The organism is Dactylosporangium salmoneum, from assembly GCF_039532525.1.
GTDB classification, from domain to species: Bacteria; Actinomycetota; Actinomycetes; order Mycobacteriales; family Micromonosporaceae; genus Dactylosporangium; species Dactylosporangium salmoneum.
On record NZ_BAAARV010000102.1, the window covers coordinates 58,872 to 75,664 of the forward strand.

Here is a 16,793-nt window from a genome sequence, read left to right on the forward strand (position 1 = left end):
CCGAAACCGCCACGCCGACGATGCATGGGTTGCCGGACGGGGACGCCCAGGTGGCGCGGGCCGCGCTCGGGCGGCTCCGGGCCGAGGTGGCCAAGGTGGTCGTCGGGCAGGACGCCATCGTCTCCGGGATGGTCATAGCGCTGCTGGCGCGCGGGCACGTGCTGCTCGAAGGCGTGCCGGGCGTGGCCAAGACGCTGCTCATCCGCACCATCGCGGCGGCGCTCGACCTCGACTCGAAGCGGGTGCAGTTCACGCCCGACCTGATGCCCGGCGATGTCACCGGGTCGCTGATCTTCGACGCCCGCAGCGCGGAGTTCGAGTTCCGGGAGGGGCCGGTGTTCACGAACCTGCTGCTCGCGGACGAGATCAACCGGACGCCGCCGAAGACGCAGGCCTCGTTGCTGGAGGTCATGGAGGAGCGGCAGGTCTCGGTCGAGGGGCGGGGGCGGCCGCTGCCGGAGCCGTTCCTGGTGGCGGCGACGCAGAACCCGATCGAGTACGAGGGGACGTATCCGCTGCCGGAGGCCCAGCTCGACCGGTTCCTGCTGAAGCTGACCGTGCCGCTGCCGACCCGGGACGAGGAACTCGGCGTGCTGCGGGCGCACCACCAGGGGTTCGACCCTCGGCGGCTGCGCGAGGCGGGGGTGCAGGCGGTGGCCTCGGCGGCCGACCTGGCGGCGGGGCGGGCGGCGGTACAGCGGGTCGCGGTCGCCGACGGCGTGCTCGCCTACATCGTGGACCTCTGCCGGGCGACCCGGGTCTCGCCGTCGCTGGAGCTGGGGGCGTCCCCGCGCGGCGCCACGGCGCTGCTGGGGGCCTCGAAGGCATGGGCCTGGCTGACCGGGCGGGAGTACGTCACGCCCGACGACGTCAAGGCGCTGGCCCGGCCGGCGCTGCGGCACCGGGTGCGGCTGCGGGCCGAGGCGGAGCTGGAGGGCGTCACGACCGACGCCGTGCTCGACTCGGTGCTGGCCACCGTCCCGACGCCGCGATGACCGGCGACCGGGGGCCGCGATGATCACCGCGCGGGCGGCGGGGCTGGTCGGGGTCGGGGCGGCGCTGCTGGCGCTGGCCGGCCTCGTGCTCGGCGACCGGATGTCGCCCGCCGTGCTGTGGACCACGGCCGGGGTGATCCTGCTGCTGGTGGCCGCCGCGTGCGTCGTCGACTACGTGGCCGCGGCGTCGCCGAAGCGGCTGAGGATGAGCCGCACCGGGGACCAGTCGGTGTGGCTGGGCGAGACCGGGCAGGTCACGCTGCTGCTGCAGAACCGGTCCGACCGGGTGCTCACCGGGCGGGTGCGCGACGCCTGGGTGCCCTCGGCCGGGGCCACGCCGGCGATGCAGGACGTGCGGATCGAGCCGGGGCGGGCGGTCGCGATCACGACCACGCTCACCCCGACGCGGCGCGGGGACCGGGCGGCGGTGCGGGTCATGGTGCGGTCGTTCGGGCCGTTCCGGCTGACGTACCGGCAGACGAGCCGGGCGGTGGCGGACCGTCTGACGCCGAAGTGGCGGCTCCGGGTGTACCCCAGGTTCAACTCCCGCCGCCTGCTGCCCGAGAAGCTGGCTCGCCTGCGGGTGCTGGACGGCTCGGTGGTGACCCGCGGGCGCGGGCAGGGCACGGAGTTCGACACGCTGCGGGAGTACGTGCTCGGCGACGACGTGCGCTCCATCGACTGGCGCGGCAGCGCGCGGCGGTCCGACGTCGTGGTGCGGACGTGGCGGCCCGAGCGCGACCGGCGGCTGGTGTGCGTGCTGGACACGGGGCGCACGTCGGCCGCCCGCATCGGCGACGAGCCGCGCCTGGACGCCGCCATGGACGCCGCGCTCCTGCTGGCCTCGGTGGCGGCCCGGGCGGACGACCGGGTGGACCTGCTCGCGGTCGACACGGCGGTGCGCGCCTCGGTGACCAACGTGGACAAGAAGACGCTGCTGTTCCGGCTGGTCACGGCGATGGCGCCGCTGGAGCCGGCGCTGGTCGAGACCGACTTCGGGCTGGTCGCCGGGGAGGTGCTGCGGCGGGAGCGCAAGCGGGCGCTGGTGGTGCTGTTCACGGCGCTCGAGCCGGGGGCGCTCGGGGAGGGCCTCCTGCCGGTGCTGCCGCAGCTGGCCGCCCGGCACAAGGTGATCGTGGCGTCCGCGCACGACCCCGAGCTGGCCCGGATGGCGCAGGTGGGCGCGGAGGCGGCAGCGGCCGACGTGTACGCCGCGGCGGCCGCCCAGCGAGCCCTGAGCGAGCGCGACCGGGTCGCCGCCGCGCTGCGCCACTACGGCGTGGAGGTGGTCGACGCCCCGGCCGACGAGCTGGCGTCCCGCCTGACCGACCACTACCTGGCGCTGAAGCACACCGGGCGGCTGTGAACCCGCACGGGGCTCAGGCCGCCGGGAGGGCGTCCGCGGCCTCGCCGGGGACGGTGGTGCTGTGGCCCTCCAGCTGCGCGCGGCGGCCGAGCACGAAGACGTACACCAGGAAGGCGGCCCACACCAGGAAGCCGATGAAGTCCTTGACGATGTAGGGCAGCGGGGACGGCGTCAGGAACCCCTCCAGCACCCCGCTGACCAGCAGCACCGCCACGAGCCCGAGGGCGACCAGCATGCCCTCCAGCGCCGTCTCGGCCAGGGCGCGGCCGCGGGTGCGCAGCGGGCCGGGGGCGACCCAGGACCAGCCGATGCGCAGGCCGACGCCGGCCCCGATGTACACGGCGGTGAGCTCGAGCAGGCCGTGCGGGACGATCAGGCCGAAGAACACGTCGGCGCGGCCGTAGGCGATCATCACGCCGCCGATGAGGCCGACGTTGAGGGCGTCCTGGAAGAGAAAGTAGAACACCGGCAGGAAGGCCACGCCAGAGGCCAGGCACACGCCGGTGATCAGCGCGTTGTGGGTCCACACGCGCAGGAACGAGTTCTGCGGCATGTACTCGCTGTAGTAGCCGGCGAAGTCCTGGTTGACCAGGCGGCCGATGTCGGCGTCGCTGACGAAGTACCCCGCGACCTGTGGGTTCGACACGATGTACGCCATCAGGCCGAACGTCAGCGCCGTGAACACCGTCGCGACGCCGCACCACCACGGCCAGGCCCGGTAGACGGCCAGCGGGAAGGTGTGCGTGAAGAAGCGGCCGACCCCGGCCAGGGAGAACGTCGGCGAGCCGGTGAGCGCGTTGCGACCGGCCAGCACGAGGCGGGACAGCCGCGCGACCAGGATCGGGTCGGGCGAGCGGCTGCGGATCAGCGACAGATGCGTGGCCGCGCGCTGGTAGAGGGCCACGAGCTCGTCGGCCTCGGCCGCGGACAGCTTGCGGCGCCGGGACAGCTCGTCGAGCCGCCGCCACTCGGCGCCGTGCTCGGCGACGTACGCGTCCAGGTCCACGCATGGCAGCGTAGACGGAACGGGCACGCCCGGGGGTGCCCGTCTGATGCACACTGTCTGCCATGAACGACACGGCGGCCGTGCCCGGCGAGCGCGTGATCAGCGGCGAGGCCGTCGAGCTCGAGGTGCGGGTCGCCCGGGCCGGGTCGCGGGTCCTCGCCCTGACGCTGGACCTGCTGTGCCAGGCCGTGCTGCTGGTCGCACTGCTCTTGATCACCATGGTGGCCCTCTTGCTGGCCGCCCGCATCGGCCTGTTCGACCTGGGCCTGGGCCAGGCGTTCATCGCCGTCGACACGGTGATCCTGCTGATCGGCTACCCGGTGTTCTGGGAGACGCTGCTGCGCGGTCGTACCCCGGGCAAGCTCGCGATGGGCCTGCGCGTGGTGCGCGACGACGGCGGCCCGATCCGCTTCCGCCAGGCGCTGACCCGCGCGCTGGTGGGCGTGGCGGTCGAGTGGCCCGGCCTGCTGTTCCCGGTGGCGTCCTGGGCGGTCGGCCTGGGCGTGCTCATGCTCAACCCGAACGGCAAGCGGATCGGCGACCTGGTGGCCGGCACGATCGTGATCCACGAGCGCACGCCCGCGGCCTGGGGTTGGGTGCCGGCCATGCCGCCGCCGCTGGCCGGCTGGGCCGCGCTGCTCGACCTGACCGGGCTGGACGACAGCCTGGCGCTGGCCGTGCGGCACTTCCTGGCCCGCAACCGGCAGATCGCCGAGCCGGCCCGCACGGCGCTGGGCCAGGCGCTGGCCCGCGACGTGGCCGCCTGCACCACCCCGCCGCCCCCGCCGGGCGTGCCGGGCTGGGCGTACCTGGCCGCGGTGCTGGCCGAGCGGCACCGCCGGGCCAGTCACCGCCTGGCAAAGGCCCGCGCGGCCTCGGCGAGCGTCTGGCCGGGCCTGTCCACGGCGCTGAGCCGCCGCGGCTAGGCGGCCGCGGCGGCACCCGCGCTAGGAGTTCTGCCGCCGGCCCCACTCCTGGATGTTGTACGTCGGCCCCCACACGGACGGGTTGTCGCGGATGTTGGCGTACTCCTGATAAGTGAACGTCAACGTGGGCCGCTGCATCAGCGGGAGGACGTAGGCGTCCTTGGTCATCAGGTCATCGGCTTGGTTGAGCAGGTCGGCGGCGTGCTTGGCGTCGATGTCGATGGCGGCCTGGTGCACCAGCCGATCCAGCTCCGCGTTGGAGTACCCGCCGAAGTTCCCCGGCGCGCCGGTCGCCCAGCGCCGCTCCGGCGCCGTCTGGAAGAGCGGCCCGTTCACCCAGTCGAACAGCACCAGGTCGAAGTCGGCGGCCGTGAGAGTCTGGCCCATCCCCTCGGTCGGCTCGGCCCGGGCGTCCAGGCCGATCTCCTTGAGCCCGGCGGCGACCTGCTCCGCGATCGCGGCCCGCACGGTGTTGCCCTTGTCGTAGCGCAGCCGCAGGGCCGGCACGACCTCGCCGGCCTTGGTCACCAGGTGGCCGTTGTCGATCTTGTAGCCGGCGTCGGTGAGGAGCTTCTTGGCCTTGCCGGCGTCGCCGGAGCCCTGGCCGGTGCCGGTGACCACGTCCTTGTAGCCGGAGTCGCCGGGCATGAGGTTGTGGCTGCCCAGCGGCTTGAGGTTCTTGTCGTAGGCGCCGTACGTCTTCTCGATGATCGTCTTGACGTTCACGGCGGTGAAGAGGGCGCGGCGCAGGATCGGGTCGGCGAGGTACTTGTTCTTGGTGTTGAGCGTCAGCTGCTCCCACGTGAAGCTCTCGCCGATCTCGTAGATCACCCCCGGCGTGCCGGCGACCCCGGTGACGAGGGCCTGGCTCGGCTGGGGGGCCATGCCGGTCAGCTCCTTGCTGCGCAGCGCGGGCAGCACGGCCGCCGGGTCCAGCACGAACTTGAAGGTGATCCGGTCCAGCGAGGGCTTCGTCTTGCCGTACCACTTGTCGTTCTTCTTGAGCACCAGCGTCTGGTCCTTCGCGAACGACTCGATCTGGTAGGGCCCGCCGGACCAGGTCGGCACGGTGTGGGCGAACCAGTTGGCGGCGCCGGCCACGCCCTCGGGCTTGGCCAGGTCGAAGCCCTGCTTGGTGGCCAGATGCGACGGGTACAGCCCGTCGTTGGAGAAGTCGCCCTTCCAGTCGCCGAAGGTCTTGCCGTCGGTGAAGGTCATGGTGACCGTCTTGCCGCCGTCGGAGCCCACGATGCTCTTGATCAGGTCGTAGCCGGCGGTGCTGGCCGGGGCGCAGGTGGTGCAGTGCGCGGGGTTCCCGGAGTTCTGCTTCCAGGTGAGGATGAAGTCGTCGGCGGTGATCGGGACGCCGTCGCTCCAGACCGCGTCCGGACGGATCTTGTAGACGATCGTCTCGGGGATCTGGTTCGTGATGTCGGCGGAGATCACGAGGTCCGCGTTGAGCTGCAGGCGGCCCTGCGGGTCGACCTTGAACACCTGGGGCAGCAGCCCGGACAGCGCCTGCCTGGTCGCCGGGGTGTTTCCCTCTTGCGTATTCACGTTCCAGTTGGTGACGGGCTGGTCCAGGCCGTACGTGTACGCCCCGCCCAGCTTGATGTCGCCACCGTTGCACGTGGTCGGGTTCTTCTGGCAGTCGGCGAACCCGATGGTGGCCGTGGGCGACGGCTTGGCCCCGTGGTCGCCGGTGCACGCGCCGAGCAGCAGCCCGGCCGCCGCGAGGACGGCGATCGAAGCCCGCATCTGCCTTCCAGTTACAAACGCCACCCGGCAACCATAGGGGGCGCGCCTAAGCGAAGAGGGCACGACCCCAGTAGTCCTCGGTACCGGAGATGCCCGCCGGGCAGGCGAACAAACCGCTGGAGACGTGGCGGATGTACTCGTTGAGCGCGTCCTGGCGCGACAGGCGGGTCTGGATCGGCACGAACTGCTTGCGCGGGTCGCGCTGGTAGGCGATGAAGAACAGCCCGGCGTCGAGGCGGCCGAGGCCGTCGGAGCCGTCGACGAAGTTGTACCCGCGGCGCAGCAGCCGGGCGCCGTCGTTCATCTCGGGGTGGGCCAGGCGCACGTGGGAGTTGGCGGGGATGAGCGGCCGGCCGTCGGACCCGTTGGTCGAGAAGACCGGCTCGTCGAACTCCTTGGCGCCGGACAACGGCGCGCCCTCGCCCTTGTTGCGCCCGATGATCGCCTCCTGCTCGCCCAGCGAGGTGCGGTCCCAGGTCTCGATCACCATCCGGATCTTGCGGGTGACCATGTAGGAGCCGCCGGCCATCCAGTCCGCGCCGTCGCCGGCCCGCGCCCAGAGGTGCTCGTCGAGCAGCGCGGTGTCCTCGGCCTTGAGGTTGGCGGTGCCGTCCTTGAAGCCGAAGAGGTTGCGCGCGGTCTGCTGGTTGCGCGAGGTCGAGGAGGTGCGCCCGAAGCCAAGCTGCGACCAGCGCACGCTGACCACGCCGAAGCCGATCCGGGCCAGGTTGCGCACCGCGTGCACGGCCACCTGCGGGTCGTGCGCGCAGGCCTGCACGCAGATGTCGCCGCCGGAGATCTCGGGCTTGAGCGCGTCCTTGGCGAACTTCGGCAGGTCGGCCAGGGCGTCGGGGCGCTTGCCCGCGATGCCGAAGCGGTCCTTGCCCTCCGCGGTACGGAAGAGGGTGGGCCCGAAGCCGATGGTGAGCGTGAGGCCGGACGGCGGCAGGCCGAGCGCCTCGCCGGTGTCGTCGGGGGCGGCCTCCGCGACGCCGTTGACCGCACCGATGGAGCCGGCGTCCTTGCCCGCCGTCATCCGGGCCGCCGCCGCGGTCCACTTCTGCAGCAGCGCGATCAGCTCGTCGCGCTTGTCGGTGATGACGTCGAAGGCGACGAAGTGCAGCCGGTCCTGGGCGGGTGTGACGATCCCGGCCTGGTGCGTGCCGTAGAAGGGCACGGCCGCGCCGGGATCGGACGCCCGGGCGGGTTCGGCACGATCGAAGAGCTGCGAGCCCACGACGCCCGCGGCCGCGGCCCCGAAGGCACCGGCGCCCGCGAGCCCGATCATCTTCCGGCGGTCCATGTCAAACCCTTCAAGATCCGGCTTCGGTACGGCGGGAAGGCGCGCCCGGCCCGGCCGGGCGCGCCTGATGGCGACTTACTTGCTGCCGACGAGCGGCGCGACCTTGCTGATCGGCTCGGCGAGCGCGTTGATCGCGTCGGCCAGCGACTTGAGCTGGGCCTCGGACAACTCGTTGTGCAGCTTCCAGCCGTCGCCGTTGCGGTGCTTGTCCAGCTCGGCCTGGGCGGCGGCGAACTTCTCGTCGAGGGTCTTGGCCAGGGCGGCGTCCTTCTCCTCGATCACCGGCCGCAGCGCGGCGATCGCGGCCCGGGAGCCCTCCAGGTTGGCCTGGAAGTCCCACAGGTCGGTGTGCGAGAAGGTGTCCTCCTCACCGGTGATCTTGCCGGTGGCCACCTCGTCGAGCAGCTCCTTGGCCCCGTTGGCCAGCTCCAGCGGGGACAGCTGGACGTTCTGCGCCTTGTCCACGATGGTCTTCACGTCGGCCAGCAGCTTGTCGGCGATCGGGCCGGACTTGCTGATGTCCTTGGTGACCCACAGGTCCTTCTCGAGCTTGTGGAAGCCGGTCCACTCCTGGCCCGCCTCCAGGTCGGCCTCGCGGGCGTCGATCGCCGGGTCGAGGTCGCCGAAGCTCTCGGCCACGGGCTCGATGCGCTCCCAGTAGGTGCGCGCGATCGGGAAGAGCTGCTTGGCCTTCTCCACGTCGCCGGCCTTGACCGCGTTGACGAACTCGGTGGTCTTGTCGATCAGGGCGCCGGTGTTGCTCTTGACGTACGTCTGGTAGTCCTTCGTCGCCTGCGCGAGCTTGGCGTCGTCGGTGAGCGGCTTGCTCTCGCCGGTGGCCTTGAACGCGCCGCGGATGCCGTTGCCGATCATGCCCGGCTTGCAGGCGGTCTCGTAGGTGCCGGCCGGCAGCTCGACGATGAGTTCCCGGGTCAGGCCCGGCGCCACGTTCTCCACCTCGCCGACGATCCGGTCGCCGGTGGCGTAGATGTAGAACTCGGTGACCTTGCCGCCCTTGTTGCTGACGGCGAAGGTGACCGGGCCCGAGTTCGTCTCCGTGCGCTCCAGCTTGCACTCGGTGTCGGTCGCGGTGACGGCGATCTTGCCGTTGCCGCTGGCCGCCGGGCCCGCCTTGTCGCCGGACTTGTCGTCGCCGCAGGCGGCCAGACCGAGCGCGAGAGCCGGGAGGGCGCCGAGAACGAGCAGGCGTGTATTACGCATGGTGCTCCTACGAAACTGGGGGACTGAGGCGCCGTCAGGCGTTGGTGCTGGCCGGGTTGGCTTCGGTGGGCTGAACAGCCGGAGCCGGGGCGGGCGCGGCCGGCTTGCGAAGCAGCGGCAGCAGGAAGATGACCAGGACGGGCACGCCGTACGCGACCCAGGCGATGGTCTCCAGGACAGACGGCTGGGGCGTGAAGTTGAACATGCCGCGCAGCAGCTCCGCGTACCAGGCGGTGGGCGGCAGCGCACCAGAGACGTCGAACGCGTGGCTGTTCAGGCCCGGCAGGACGTTGGCCTCCTGCAGGTCGTGCACCCCGTACTTGAAGATGCCGGCGGCGACGAGCACGAGCAGCGCGCCGGTCCAGGTGAAGAACTTGGTCAGGTTGATCCGGATGGCGCTGGCGTAGAGCAGGTAGCCCAGCACGATCGAGGTGGCCAGGCCGAGCGAGATGCCGATCAGCGGCTGCATGGTGTCGGAGCCCTGCGCGGCGGCGAAGAAGAGGATCGAGGTCTCCAGGCCCTCCCGGGCGACGGCCAGGAAGGCCATGGCGGCCACCGCGAAGGTGCCGACCTGGATCGCGTCCTCGAGCTTGCCGCGCAGCTCCTTGGCCATCTGGCGGGCCATGCGGCGCATCCAGAAGATCATGAAGGTGACGAACACGACGGCGACCAGCGAGGCGATCGCGTCGACCAGCTCCTGGCGCGGCCCGGAGAGGTACGTCGAGCCGGCCTGCAGCAGCGCGGCCACGCCGATCGAGAGCAGCGCGGCGGCCGCGACCCCGGCCCACACGAACTTCAGCAGGTGCCTGCGGTCGCTCTTGACCAGGAACGCGACGAGAATCGAGACCACGAGCGTAATCTCGAGGCCTTCGCGAAGGCCGATCAGGTAGATGGCGGTCATGCCGTGCTCCGCAGGTTAGCCGTACCTTACTTAGGTCAGCTTTACCTTAGACCCCACCTACTGCACCCTTCAAGCTCCGGAGGGGCGAGTGAATCTCGTCATGCTCGCGTCAGGCGGGTGAACGGCGAGGGGCCCCGCCGGTGTACTCCGGCGGGGCCCCTCGCATCGGCGCAGCTCAGTAGCGGTAGTGGTCCGCCTTGTACGGCCCCTCGACCGGCACGCCCAGGTACTCGGCCTGCTTCTTGGTCAGCTCGGTGAGCCTGACCCCGAGGGCGTCCAGGTGCAGCCGGGCGACCTTCTCGTCGAGGTGCTTGGGCAGCGTGTAGACCCCGATCGGGTACTGCTCGGTCTTCGTGAACAGCTCGATCTGCGCGATCGACTGGTTGGCGAAGCTGTTGGACATCACGAACGACGGGTGACCGGTCGCGTTGCCCAGGTTCAGCAGGCGCCCCTCGGACAGCACGATGATCGAGTGGCCGTCGTCGAACTTCCACTCGTCGACCTGCGGCTTGATGTTGATCCGGGTGACGTCGGAGCGACGGGCCAGGCCGGCCATGTCGATCTCGTTGTCGAAGTGCCCGATGTTGCCGACGATCGCCTGGTGCTTCATCCGCGCCATGTGCTCGGCGGTGATCACGTCGAGGCAGCCGGTCGCGGTGACGAAGATGTCCGCGGTCTCGACGACGTCGTCGATCGTGGCGACCTGGTAGCCGTCCATCGCCGCCTGCAGCGCGCAGATCGGGTCGACCTCGGTCACGATGACCCGGGCGCCCTGGCCGCGCAGCGACTCGGCGCAGCCCTTGCCCACGTCGCCGTAGCCGAACACGACCGCGACCTTGCCGCCGATGAGCACGTCGGTGGCCCGGTTGATGCCGTCGATGAGCGAGTGCCGGCAGCCGTACTTGTTGTCGAACTTCGACTTCGTCACCGAGTCGTTGACGTTGATCGCCGGGAAGAGCAGCGTGCCGGCCTGCTGCATCTCGTACAGCCGGTGCACGCCGGTGGTGGTCTCCTCGGTGACGCCCTTGATGCCGGCCGCCACGCGGGTCCAGCGGCGGTTGTCCTCGCCCAGCGAGCGCTGCAGCACCTGGAGGATGACCGCGTACTCCTCGGAGTCGGCGGTGTCGGGCGACGGCACCGCGCCGGCCCCCTCGAACTCGGCGCCCTTGTGCACCAGCAGCGTGGCGTCGCCGCCGTCGTCGAGGATCATGTTGGGGCCCTGCCCGTCGGGCCAGAGCAGCACCTGCTCGGTGCACCACCAGTACTCCTCGAGGGTCTCCCCCTTCCAGGCGTACACCGGGACACCGGCCGGCTTCTCGGGCGTCCCCTCGGGCCCGACCGCGATGGCCGCGGCCGCGTGGTCCTGGGTCGAGAAGATGTTGCAGCTGGCCCACCGCACCTGCGCCCCGAGCGCAACGAGCGTCTCGATCAGCACGGCCGTCTGGATCGTCATGTGCAGCGAGCCGGTGATCCGCGCGCCCTTCAGCGGCTGCGTAGCGGCGAACTCGCGCCGGATGGCCATCAGGCCCGGCATCTCGTGCTCGGCGAGCTGGATCTCCTTGCGCCCGAACGCGGCGAGGGAGAGATCGGCCACCTTGAAGTCACCGTCGGCGACGGTCCGCGGCGGCAGCGTGCTGGTCAATGCGGTCTCCTGGGTCTGCATAGGCGAACGGCGACCCTTCACGGTACGCGTCGGCGCCGCGACGCTTCAAACGCCTCGTCGGCGGGTCGGACCGCCTACTTCCGGACAGCGCGCGGGGCGGTGAGATCACTCCCACCGCCCCGCGCTTCCCCCCGGTTTGGTTCCCCCGCATGTGGCTCGGACCCCGTCTCGAACCCTGCGTAGCTAGAACACTACCCTCCGCAACCTACATGTCAAGCAAATCCACTAAATTCGGACACCGTCGAGGCGATATGCGCGCCCACGAGTCCGGCGGCTCGGACATACGCACCGAACGCGATAAGTCGGGCGCTGGCGCGCCACGACTTATCGGACTTATACCCTGTCAGGAGAAATCTCCGAAAAATCATGATGTCGCCAGGCATCGGGATTTTTCGCGAAAAGCGCCAGAAGCCGGGCATACAACAGCGCGATGCCCGGAGTTCGCCCAACGCACCGAGAGCGCCGGGGCCGCCGGCGGCGTACGCGGCCGAGGACCGGGTGAGTTTGTCGGCAAGCACGCAGGCCGCCGAAGCACCACGGCGGCCTGCGAACGCTTCACCGGACTACGGGGTGGCGGCCTGGAAAACCTCGCCGTTGCCGCTCACCGACAGCTCCGCCCGCGCGGCCGGCGCGAAGGCGGCCTGCCCCTGCGTCAGGGTGACGGGCACCACGCCGTCGTCAACGCGCACCGAGCCGCGCGTGCACAGCACGATCCGCGGCCCCCCGCCCGGCAGGCGGACCGCCTGCGTGTCCGTCGACAGGACCGCGTGGTGGAGCGTGAAGTCCGGGATCGGGATCGGGTACGCGGACAGCCCCGGGGACACGGCGGCCGACCGGGTGATCGGGTCGTCCAGTACCTCGAAGCGAAGGACCCGCAGGAGCTCCTCCACGTCCACGTGCTTCGGGGTCAGGCCGCCGCGCAGGACGTTGTCCGAGGCGGCCATGATCTCCACGCCCACGCCGCGCAGGTACGCGTGCAGGTTGCCGGCCGGCATCCAGACCGCCTCGGTGGGGCGCAGGCGGACCCGGTTGAGCAGCGTGGCGACGATGACGCCGGTGTCGCCCGGGTACTGCTCGGCGAGCGTCACCATCAGGGCGTAGGCGTCGCGCTCGGCGGCACGGGGGCGGGCGGCGGCGACCACCTCGGCCACCAGGTCGGCGTCCGGGGTGGCCAGCAGGCCGCGGACGGCGTCGTGCAGGGCGGTGGCCACGTCGGGGTGGGACAGGGCGTCGATCGTGGGCTTGAGCCGCTCGACGCCGAGGGCGGTCAGGTCGGCGGCGGCGGCCGACGGGGCGCGGAAGCCGCACAGGGCGTCGAAGTCGGTCAGGGCGACCAGCATCTCCGGCTTGTGCCAGGCGTCGACGTACGACGGGTGGCCGGCGGCGTGCGCGGCCCTCGCCTGGTCCAGCGTCGGGTGGGCCTGCAGGGAGAGCGGCTGGGCGGCGGCCAGGACCTTCAGCAGGAACGGCAGGCGGGTGCCGAAGCGCTCCACGTTCGCGGCGCCGAGCAGGGTCACGGGGTCGGCGGCGATCGCGTCGACCAGGGACGCGCCGCTCACCGCCAGGCGGGACGGGCTGGCCGGGTGGGCGCCCATCCACAGCTCGGCCTCGGGGTCCGGGGTCGGTGCGGGGCGGCCCTGCAGCGTGGCGATCGCGGTGTGCGACCCCCAGGCGTACTTGCGGATCGGGCTCTCCAGCATTTCCACGGTCGTGCGCCTCCGAGTCAGAACGATCAGGAAGTGAGCGGGGCCGGCACAATGGCCGGCCCCGGGAAAACTAGTGCGCCTCGGTGGTCAAGGCCGAATCGGCCGAGGCCTTGCTCGCGCGGTAGATATCTGGCTCCAGGTAGATCACCCGGGCGATGGGCACCGCGGCCCGGATGCGGGCCTCGGCGGCGTCGATGCCGCGGGCGATCTCGTCGGCGGTCTCGTTGTGCCGTACCGCGATCTTGGCCGCGACCAGCAGCTCGTCGGGGCCGAGGTGCACGGTGCGCATGTGGATCACGCGCTCGACCTCGGGGCCGGCGACGATGGCCTGCTCGATGGCCTCGACCTGCTCCGGGCGGGCGGCCTCACCGACGAGCAGGCTCTTCATCTCAACGGCCAGGATGGCGGCCACGCTGATCAGCAGGGCGCCGATCGCGGCCGTGCCGATGCCGTCCCAGACGCCGTTGCCGGTGATCAGGGTCAGGCCGACGCCGAAGAGCGCGAACACGAGGCCGACCAGGGCGGCGGCGTCCTCGAGCAGGATGACCGGCAGCTCCGGCTCCTTGGCCCGGCGGATGAACTGGACCCACGTCGCCTTGCCCTTGATCTTGCGGGTCTCGCCGATCGCGGTACGGAAGGAAAGCCCCTCCATCACGATCGCGGCCACGAGCACCACCACCGGCACCCACTGCCACGACTTGATCGGCTCCGGGTGCGCGATCTTGTGCCAGGCCTCGTAGATGGCGAAGACGCCACCGACGAAGAACAGCACGACGGCGACGATGAACGCGTAGATGTAGCGCTCGCGCCCGTAGCCGAAGGGGTGCCGGGCGGTGGGTCGCTTCTCCGCCTGCCGGCCGCCGAGCAGCAGCAGGCCCTGGTTGCCGGAGTCGGCGACCGAGTGGATCGCCTCGGCCAGCATCGACGAGGAGCCGGTCAGCAGGAACGCGACGAACTTGGTGACGGCGATGCCGAGGTTGGCGGCGAGGGCCGCCAAGATCGCCTTGGTGCCGCCTTCAGTGCTCACGGGTTAGCCAGCTCCTTCATCTCGCTCACGGCGGGGACGGCCATCGGGTCGAAGCCGTGGGCGAGACCAAGGTAGATCGAGGCGAAGTCCGGCACGGCGACGAGCGATGCCAATCGTTCCAGAGCGGAGCCACCCTCGGCGGTGATCAGGCTCACCCGCACGCCCCGCCGCTCGGCCAGCTCCTGCACGGCCTCGGCGCGGCGCTCTTCCACCGCGATCGGCTCGCCGTCGGTCTCCTCCTCGTCGGAGGCGAGGCCGCCGTCGCGCAGCAGCACCAGGCGCAGCCGGGTCGCCGGGCTGTCGGACTCCCCCGGGTCGGCGAAGATGTCGCGGTCGGCCTCGGCCAGGCCGCCGTACACCCCGTCGAGCAGGCCGACCCGGCCGCGGCCGGCCTCGCCGAGCGCGCCGACCACCGCGGGGTAGCGGGCGTTGGCCGACAGCGTGTCGCCGAAGCGCCGGGCGGCGACGGTGGCCAGCGGCGAGGAGCCCCAGACGATCGGCACCGAGTGGGCGAGGTCGAGGGCGAGGCTCTTGCCCGGGTTGACGAACGACTCGAGCGCGGTGCGGCACCGCTCGGCGTCGGCGTCGAGCCGGGAGGCGGTCTCGGCGAAGTCGGCCTCGTTGACCTTGACCAGGCCGAGCTGGCGGCCGGCCAGCAGGACCGGCACGGCCAGGCCCCACAGGCTGGCCCGGGCCGGCGCGCGGCGCGGCACGGGGATGAACGGGGCGCGGAAGCGGTCGGCCAGCGCGTGCAGCTGGGTGTCGGGCGCGCCGATGGCGACCAGCCGGGCCCCGCGGCGGCCGGCGGCCTCGGCGGCGGCCAGCGCCTCCGGGGAGCGGCCGGACGCGGAGACGGCGATGACCACGTCGGCCGCGCCGACCCAGCCGGGGATGCCGGCGCTGCGGTGGGCCAGGACCGGCACCGGGCAGCGCGGCCCGGCCACGGTCTCCAGGATGTCGCCGGTGCGCGCGGCGGTGCCGACGCCGGCGATGACGACGGCCCGCGGCCGCCCCTCGTCGCCCAGCTTGCTCAGGTCGGTCTCGGCGGCCAGCGCCGCCGACTCCCGGACCTGGGCGCCGGCCGACGCGGTGGCCCGCAGCATGCCGCCCGGGTCGTTCTTCTCCAGCGCCTCGGCGTTGTCCAGCAGCGCGTGGTCGATCTCGCGGTGCCCGCGGACGCCCGCGGTGCCCTCAAGCGGGTTCACTCGGCCCCCTCCTCGTCCGTGGCGTCCTTACCCGGAGCAGGCTGACGGGCCTCGTCGAGCAGCAGGACCGGGATGCCGTCGCGGATCTCGAAGATCCGCCGGCATTCGGTGCAGGTCAGAGTCTGCTCCTGCTCGTCGAGGATGAGCTCGGCGTGGTGCTCGTCGGGGCAGCGCAGGATCGAAAGCAGGGCGGGGTCCACGGACACGCGTTCCAACTCCTTCTCAGCGGCCGACCGTCAGCGGCGGATCACGGCCAGCATCTCATCGCGCAGGGCGGCCATCCGCTCCGCGGTCGGCGCCTCAACGTTAAGCCGCAGCAGCGGCTCGGTGTTGGACGGGCGGACGTTGGCCCAGCTGCCGTCGGGGAAGCTCAGCGTGATGCCGTCCAGCCGGTCGACCTCGGCGTCGAACGCCTGCTCGATCTCTGCCATCTTCGCCGCTTGATCGGTCACCGTCGAGTTGATCTCGCCCGAGGCCGCGTACCGCTCGTAGTCCTTGGCCAGCGCCGACAGCGGCGCGGCCTGCCCGCCGAGCAGGGCCAGCGTGTGCAGGGCGGCCAGCATGCCGGTGTCGGCGCCCCAGAAGTCGCGGAAGTAGTAGTGCGCCGAGTGCTCGCCGCCGAAGACGGCGCCGGTGCGGGCCATCTCGGCCTTGATGAACGAGTGCCCGACCCGGGTGCGCACCGGCACCCCGCCGTGCTCCTCGACGATCTCGGGCACCACCCGCGAGGTGATGAGGTTGTGGATGATCGTGGCGCCGGGCGCCTTGGCCAGCTCCCGGACCGCGACCATGGCGGTGATCACCGACGGGGAGACGGCCTCGCCGCGCTCGTCGACGACGAAGCAGCGGTCGGCGTCGCCGTCGAAGGCCAGGCCGAGGTCGGCGCCGGTCTCGCGGACGCGGGCCTGCAGGTCGACGAGGTTCTTCGGCTCCAGCGGGTTGGCCTCGTGGTTGGGGAAGGTGCCGTCGAGCTCGAAGTACATCGGGATGATGGTCAGCGGCAGCCCGGAGCCGAGCACGGCCGGCACGGTGTAGCCGCCCATGCCGTTGCCGGCGTCCACGACCACGGTCAGCGGCCGGATGTCGGAGAGGTCGACCAGCTTCAGCAGGTGGGTCGCGTAGCGCTCCAGGAGGCTGTACTGCTCCAGCCCGCCCTTCAGCTCGGCCTCGCGCACCCGCGGCGTCCCGGCGTCGAGCATCCGCTGGGCGCGCTCGCGGATCTCGGCCAGCCCGGTGTCCTGCCCGACCGGCTTGGCGCCCTGCTTGCAGAGCTTGATCCCGTTGTACTGCGCCGGATTGTGACTCGCCGTGAACATCGCCCCGGGCAGGTCGAGCGCGCCCGAGGCGTAGTAGAGCAGGTCGGTCGAGCCGAGGCCGGCGTCGATGATGTCGGCCCCCTCGGCGCGCGCACCGGCGGCGAAGGCGCCCGCCAGCGCCGGGCCGGAGGCCCGCATGTCGTGCGCGATCACGATCTTGTCGGCGAACTCGCCGCGGGCGCGCAGCGTCTGCACGAAGGCCCGCCCGAGCGCCTCGGCTACCGGCTCGTTGAGCTGGTCGGGCACGGTGCCCCGCACGTCGTACGCCTTGACGATCCGGCTCAGGTCGATCACAGTACGCACCCCTGTCGTGGTCGCTGTTCCTACGACGGAAGCCTAGTGCGGTCGCGTTCCGTGCACGTGTCAGTCCGCAGTTGCCGATGTGAGTTCGCGTAAAGCT

At 71.6% G+C, this 16,793-nt stretch carries 14 protein-coding genes; 3 read left to right on the forward strand and 11 right to left on the reverse strand.

Features of this window, described 5'->3' with window-relative positions:
- Positions 1-20: 20 nt before the first annotated feature.
- Both ABD352_RS49020 and ABD352_RS49025 read left to right on the forward strand, forming a co-directional pair.
- A complete protein-coding gene (locus ABD352_RS49020; RefSeq protein ID WP_344619576.1) occupies positions 21-995 on the forward strand; it encodes an AAA family ATPase in 975 nt (324 codons plus the stop codon).
- Positions 996-1,014: 19 nt separating this feature from the next.
- A complete protein-coding gene (locus tag ABD352_RS49025) occupies positions 1,015-2,361 on the forward strand; it encodes a DUF58 domain-containing protein (RefSeq protein WP_344619529.1) in 1,347 nt (448 codons plus the stop codon).
- 13 nt (positions 2,362-2,374) lie between these two features.
- On the opposite strand, the gene ABD352_RS49030 is transcribed toward ABD352_RS49025, so the two are convergent.
- Positions 2,375-3,367, reverse strand: coding sequence for a stage II sporulation protein M (locus tag ABD352_RS49030; RefSeq protein ID WP_344619530.1), 993 nt, complete (start codon positions 3,365-3,367; stop codon positions 2,375-2,377).
- Positions 3,368-3,429: 62 nt separating this feature from the next.
- On the opposite strand from ABD352_RS49030, the gene ABD352_RS49035 reads away from it, so the two are divergent.
- The gene (locus ABD352_RS49035) at positions 3,430-4,293 is read left to right on the forward strand and encodes an RDD family protein (protein WP_344619531.1); all 864 of its coding nucleotides are present in this window, start codon (positions 3,430-3,432) and stop codon (positions 4,291-4,293) included.
- A gap of 21 nt (positions 4,294-4,314) precedes the next feature.
- Here the strand turns inward: ABD352_RS49035 and ABD352_RS49040 are convergent, their stop codons facing one another.
- The 10 genes from ABD352_RS49040 to ABD352_RS49085 all read right to left on the reverse strand — a co-directional run bounded on the left by ABD352_RS49040 (position 4,315) and on the right by ABD352_RS49085 (position 16,687).
- A complete protein-coding gene (locus ABD352_RS49040; RefSeq protein WP_344619532.1) occupies positions 4,315-6,051 on the reverse strand; it encodes an ABC transporter family substrate-binding protein in 1,737 nt (578 codons plus the stop codon).
- Between the two features lie 46 nt (positions 6,052-6,097).
- Positions 6,098-7,354, reverse strand: a complete 1,257-nt coding sequence (efeB, locus tag ABD352_RS49045) for an iron uptake transporter deferrochelatase/peroxidase subunit (RefSeq protein ID WP_344619533.1) — start codon at positions 7,352-7,354, stop codon at positions 6,098-6,100.
- A 75-nt stretch (positions 7,355-7,429) separates the two neighbouring features.
- Positions 7,430-8,575: an iron uptake system protein EfeO gene (efeO, locus tag ABD352_RS49050; RefSeq protein ID WP_344619534.1), complete on the reverse strand. Its 1,146-nt coding sequence runs from the start codon at positions 8,573-8,575 to the stop codon at positions 7,430-7,432.
- Positions 8,576-8,609: 34 nt separating this feature from the next.
- The gene (gene efeU / locus ABD352_RS49055) at positions 8,610-9,476 is read right to left on the reverse strand and encodes an iron uptake transporter permease EfeU (protein ID WP_344619535.1); all 867 of its coding nucleotides are present in this window, start codon (positions 9,474-9,476) and stop codon (positions 8,610-8,612) included.
- 175 nt (positions 9,477-9,651) lie between these two features.
- Positions 9,652-11,118: an adenosylhomocysteinase gene (gene ahcY, locus ABD352_RS49060; RefSeq protein WP_425553955.1), complete on the reverse strand. Its 1,467-nt coding sequence runs from the start codon at positions 11,116-11,118 to the stop codon at positions 9,652-9,654.
- A gap of 584 nt (positions 11,119-11,702) precedes the next feature.
- Positions 11,703-12,845, reverse strand: coding sequence for a mannose-6-phosphate isomerase, class I (manA, locus tag ABD352_RS49065; protein ID WP_344619537.1), 1,143 nt, complete (start codon positions 12,843-12,845; stop codon positions 11,703-11,705).
- A gap of 70 nt (positions 12,846-12,915) precedes the next feature.
- Positions 12,916-13,872 carry a cation diffusion facilitator family transporter gene (locus ABD352_RS49070; RefSeq protein WP_344619538.1) on the reverse strand — a complete coding sequence of 319 codons (957 nt, stop codon included), beginning with the start codon at positions 13,870-13,872 and terminating at the stop codon, positions 12,916-12,918.
- Positions 13,869-15,077 carry an SIS domain-containing protein gene (locus ABD352_RS49075; RefSeq protein ID WP_344619539.1) on the reverse strand — a complete coding sequence of 403 codons (1,209 nt, stop codon included), beginning with the start codon at positions 15,075-15,077 and terminating at the stop codon, positions 13,869-13,871. The genes ABD352_RS49070 and ABD352_RS49075 overlap by 4 nt, the downstream gene beginning before the upstream one ends.
- Positions 15,074-15,283, reverse strand: coding sequence for a Trm112 family protein (locus ABD352_RS49080; RefSeq protein ID WP_344619540.1), 210 nt, complete (start codon positions 15,281-15,283; stop codon positions 15,074-15,076). The genes ABD352_RS49075 and ABD352_RS49080 overlap by 4 nt, the downstream gene beginning before the upstream one ends.
- Before the next feature lie 30 nt (positions 15,284-15,313).
- Positions 15,314-16,687 (reverse strand): phosphomannomutase/phosphoglucomutase, encoded by a 1,374-nt coding sequence (locus tag ABD352_RS49085; protein WP_344619541.1) that lies wholly within the window; start codon positions 16,685-16,687, stop codon positions 15,314-15,316.
- Positions 16,688-16,793 lie beyond the last annotated feature (106 nt).

Coding starts and splice junctions, on each gene's coding strand:
- ABD352_RS49025 (WP_344619529.1), top strand. CDS start 1,015: ATGATCACCGCGCGGGCGGCGGGGCTGGTCGGGGTCGGGGCGGCGCTG.
- efeO (WP_344619534.1), bottom strand. CDS start 8,575: ATGCGTAATACACGCCTGCTCGTTCTCGGCGCCCTCCCGGCTCTCGCG.
- efeU (WP_344619535.1), bottom strand. CDS start 9,476: ATGACCGCCATCTACCTGATCGGCCTTCGCGAAGGCCTCGAGATTACG.
- efeB (WP_344619533.1), bottom strand. CDS start 7,354: ATGGACCGCCGGAAGATGATCGGGCTCGCGGGCGCCGGTGCCTTCGGG.
- ABD352_RS49040 (WP_344619532.1), bottom strand. CDS start 6,051: ATGCGGGCTTCGATCGCCGTCCTCGCGGCGGCCGGGCTGCTGCTCGGC.
- ABD352_RS49020 (WP_344619576.1), top strand. CDS start 21: ATGCATGGGTTGCCGGACGGGGACGCCCAGGTGGCGCGGGCCGCGCTC.
- ABD352_RS49035 (WP_344619531.1), top strand. CDS start 3,430: ATGAACGACACGGCGGCCGTGCCCGGCGAGCGCGTGATCAGCGGCGAG.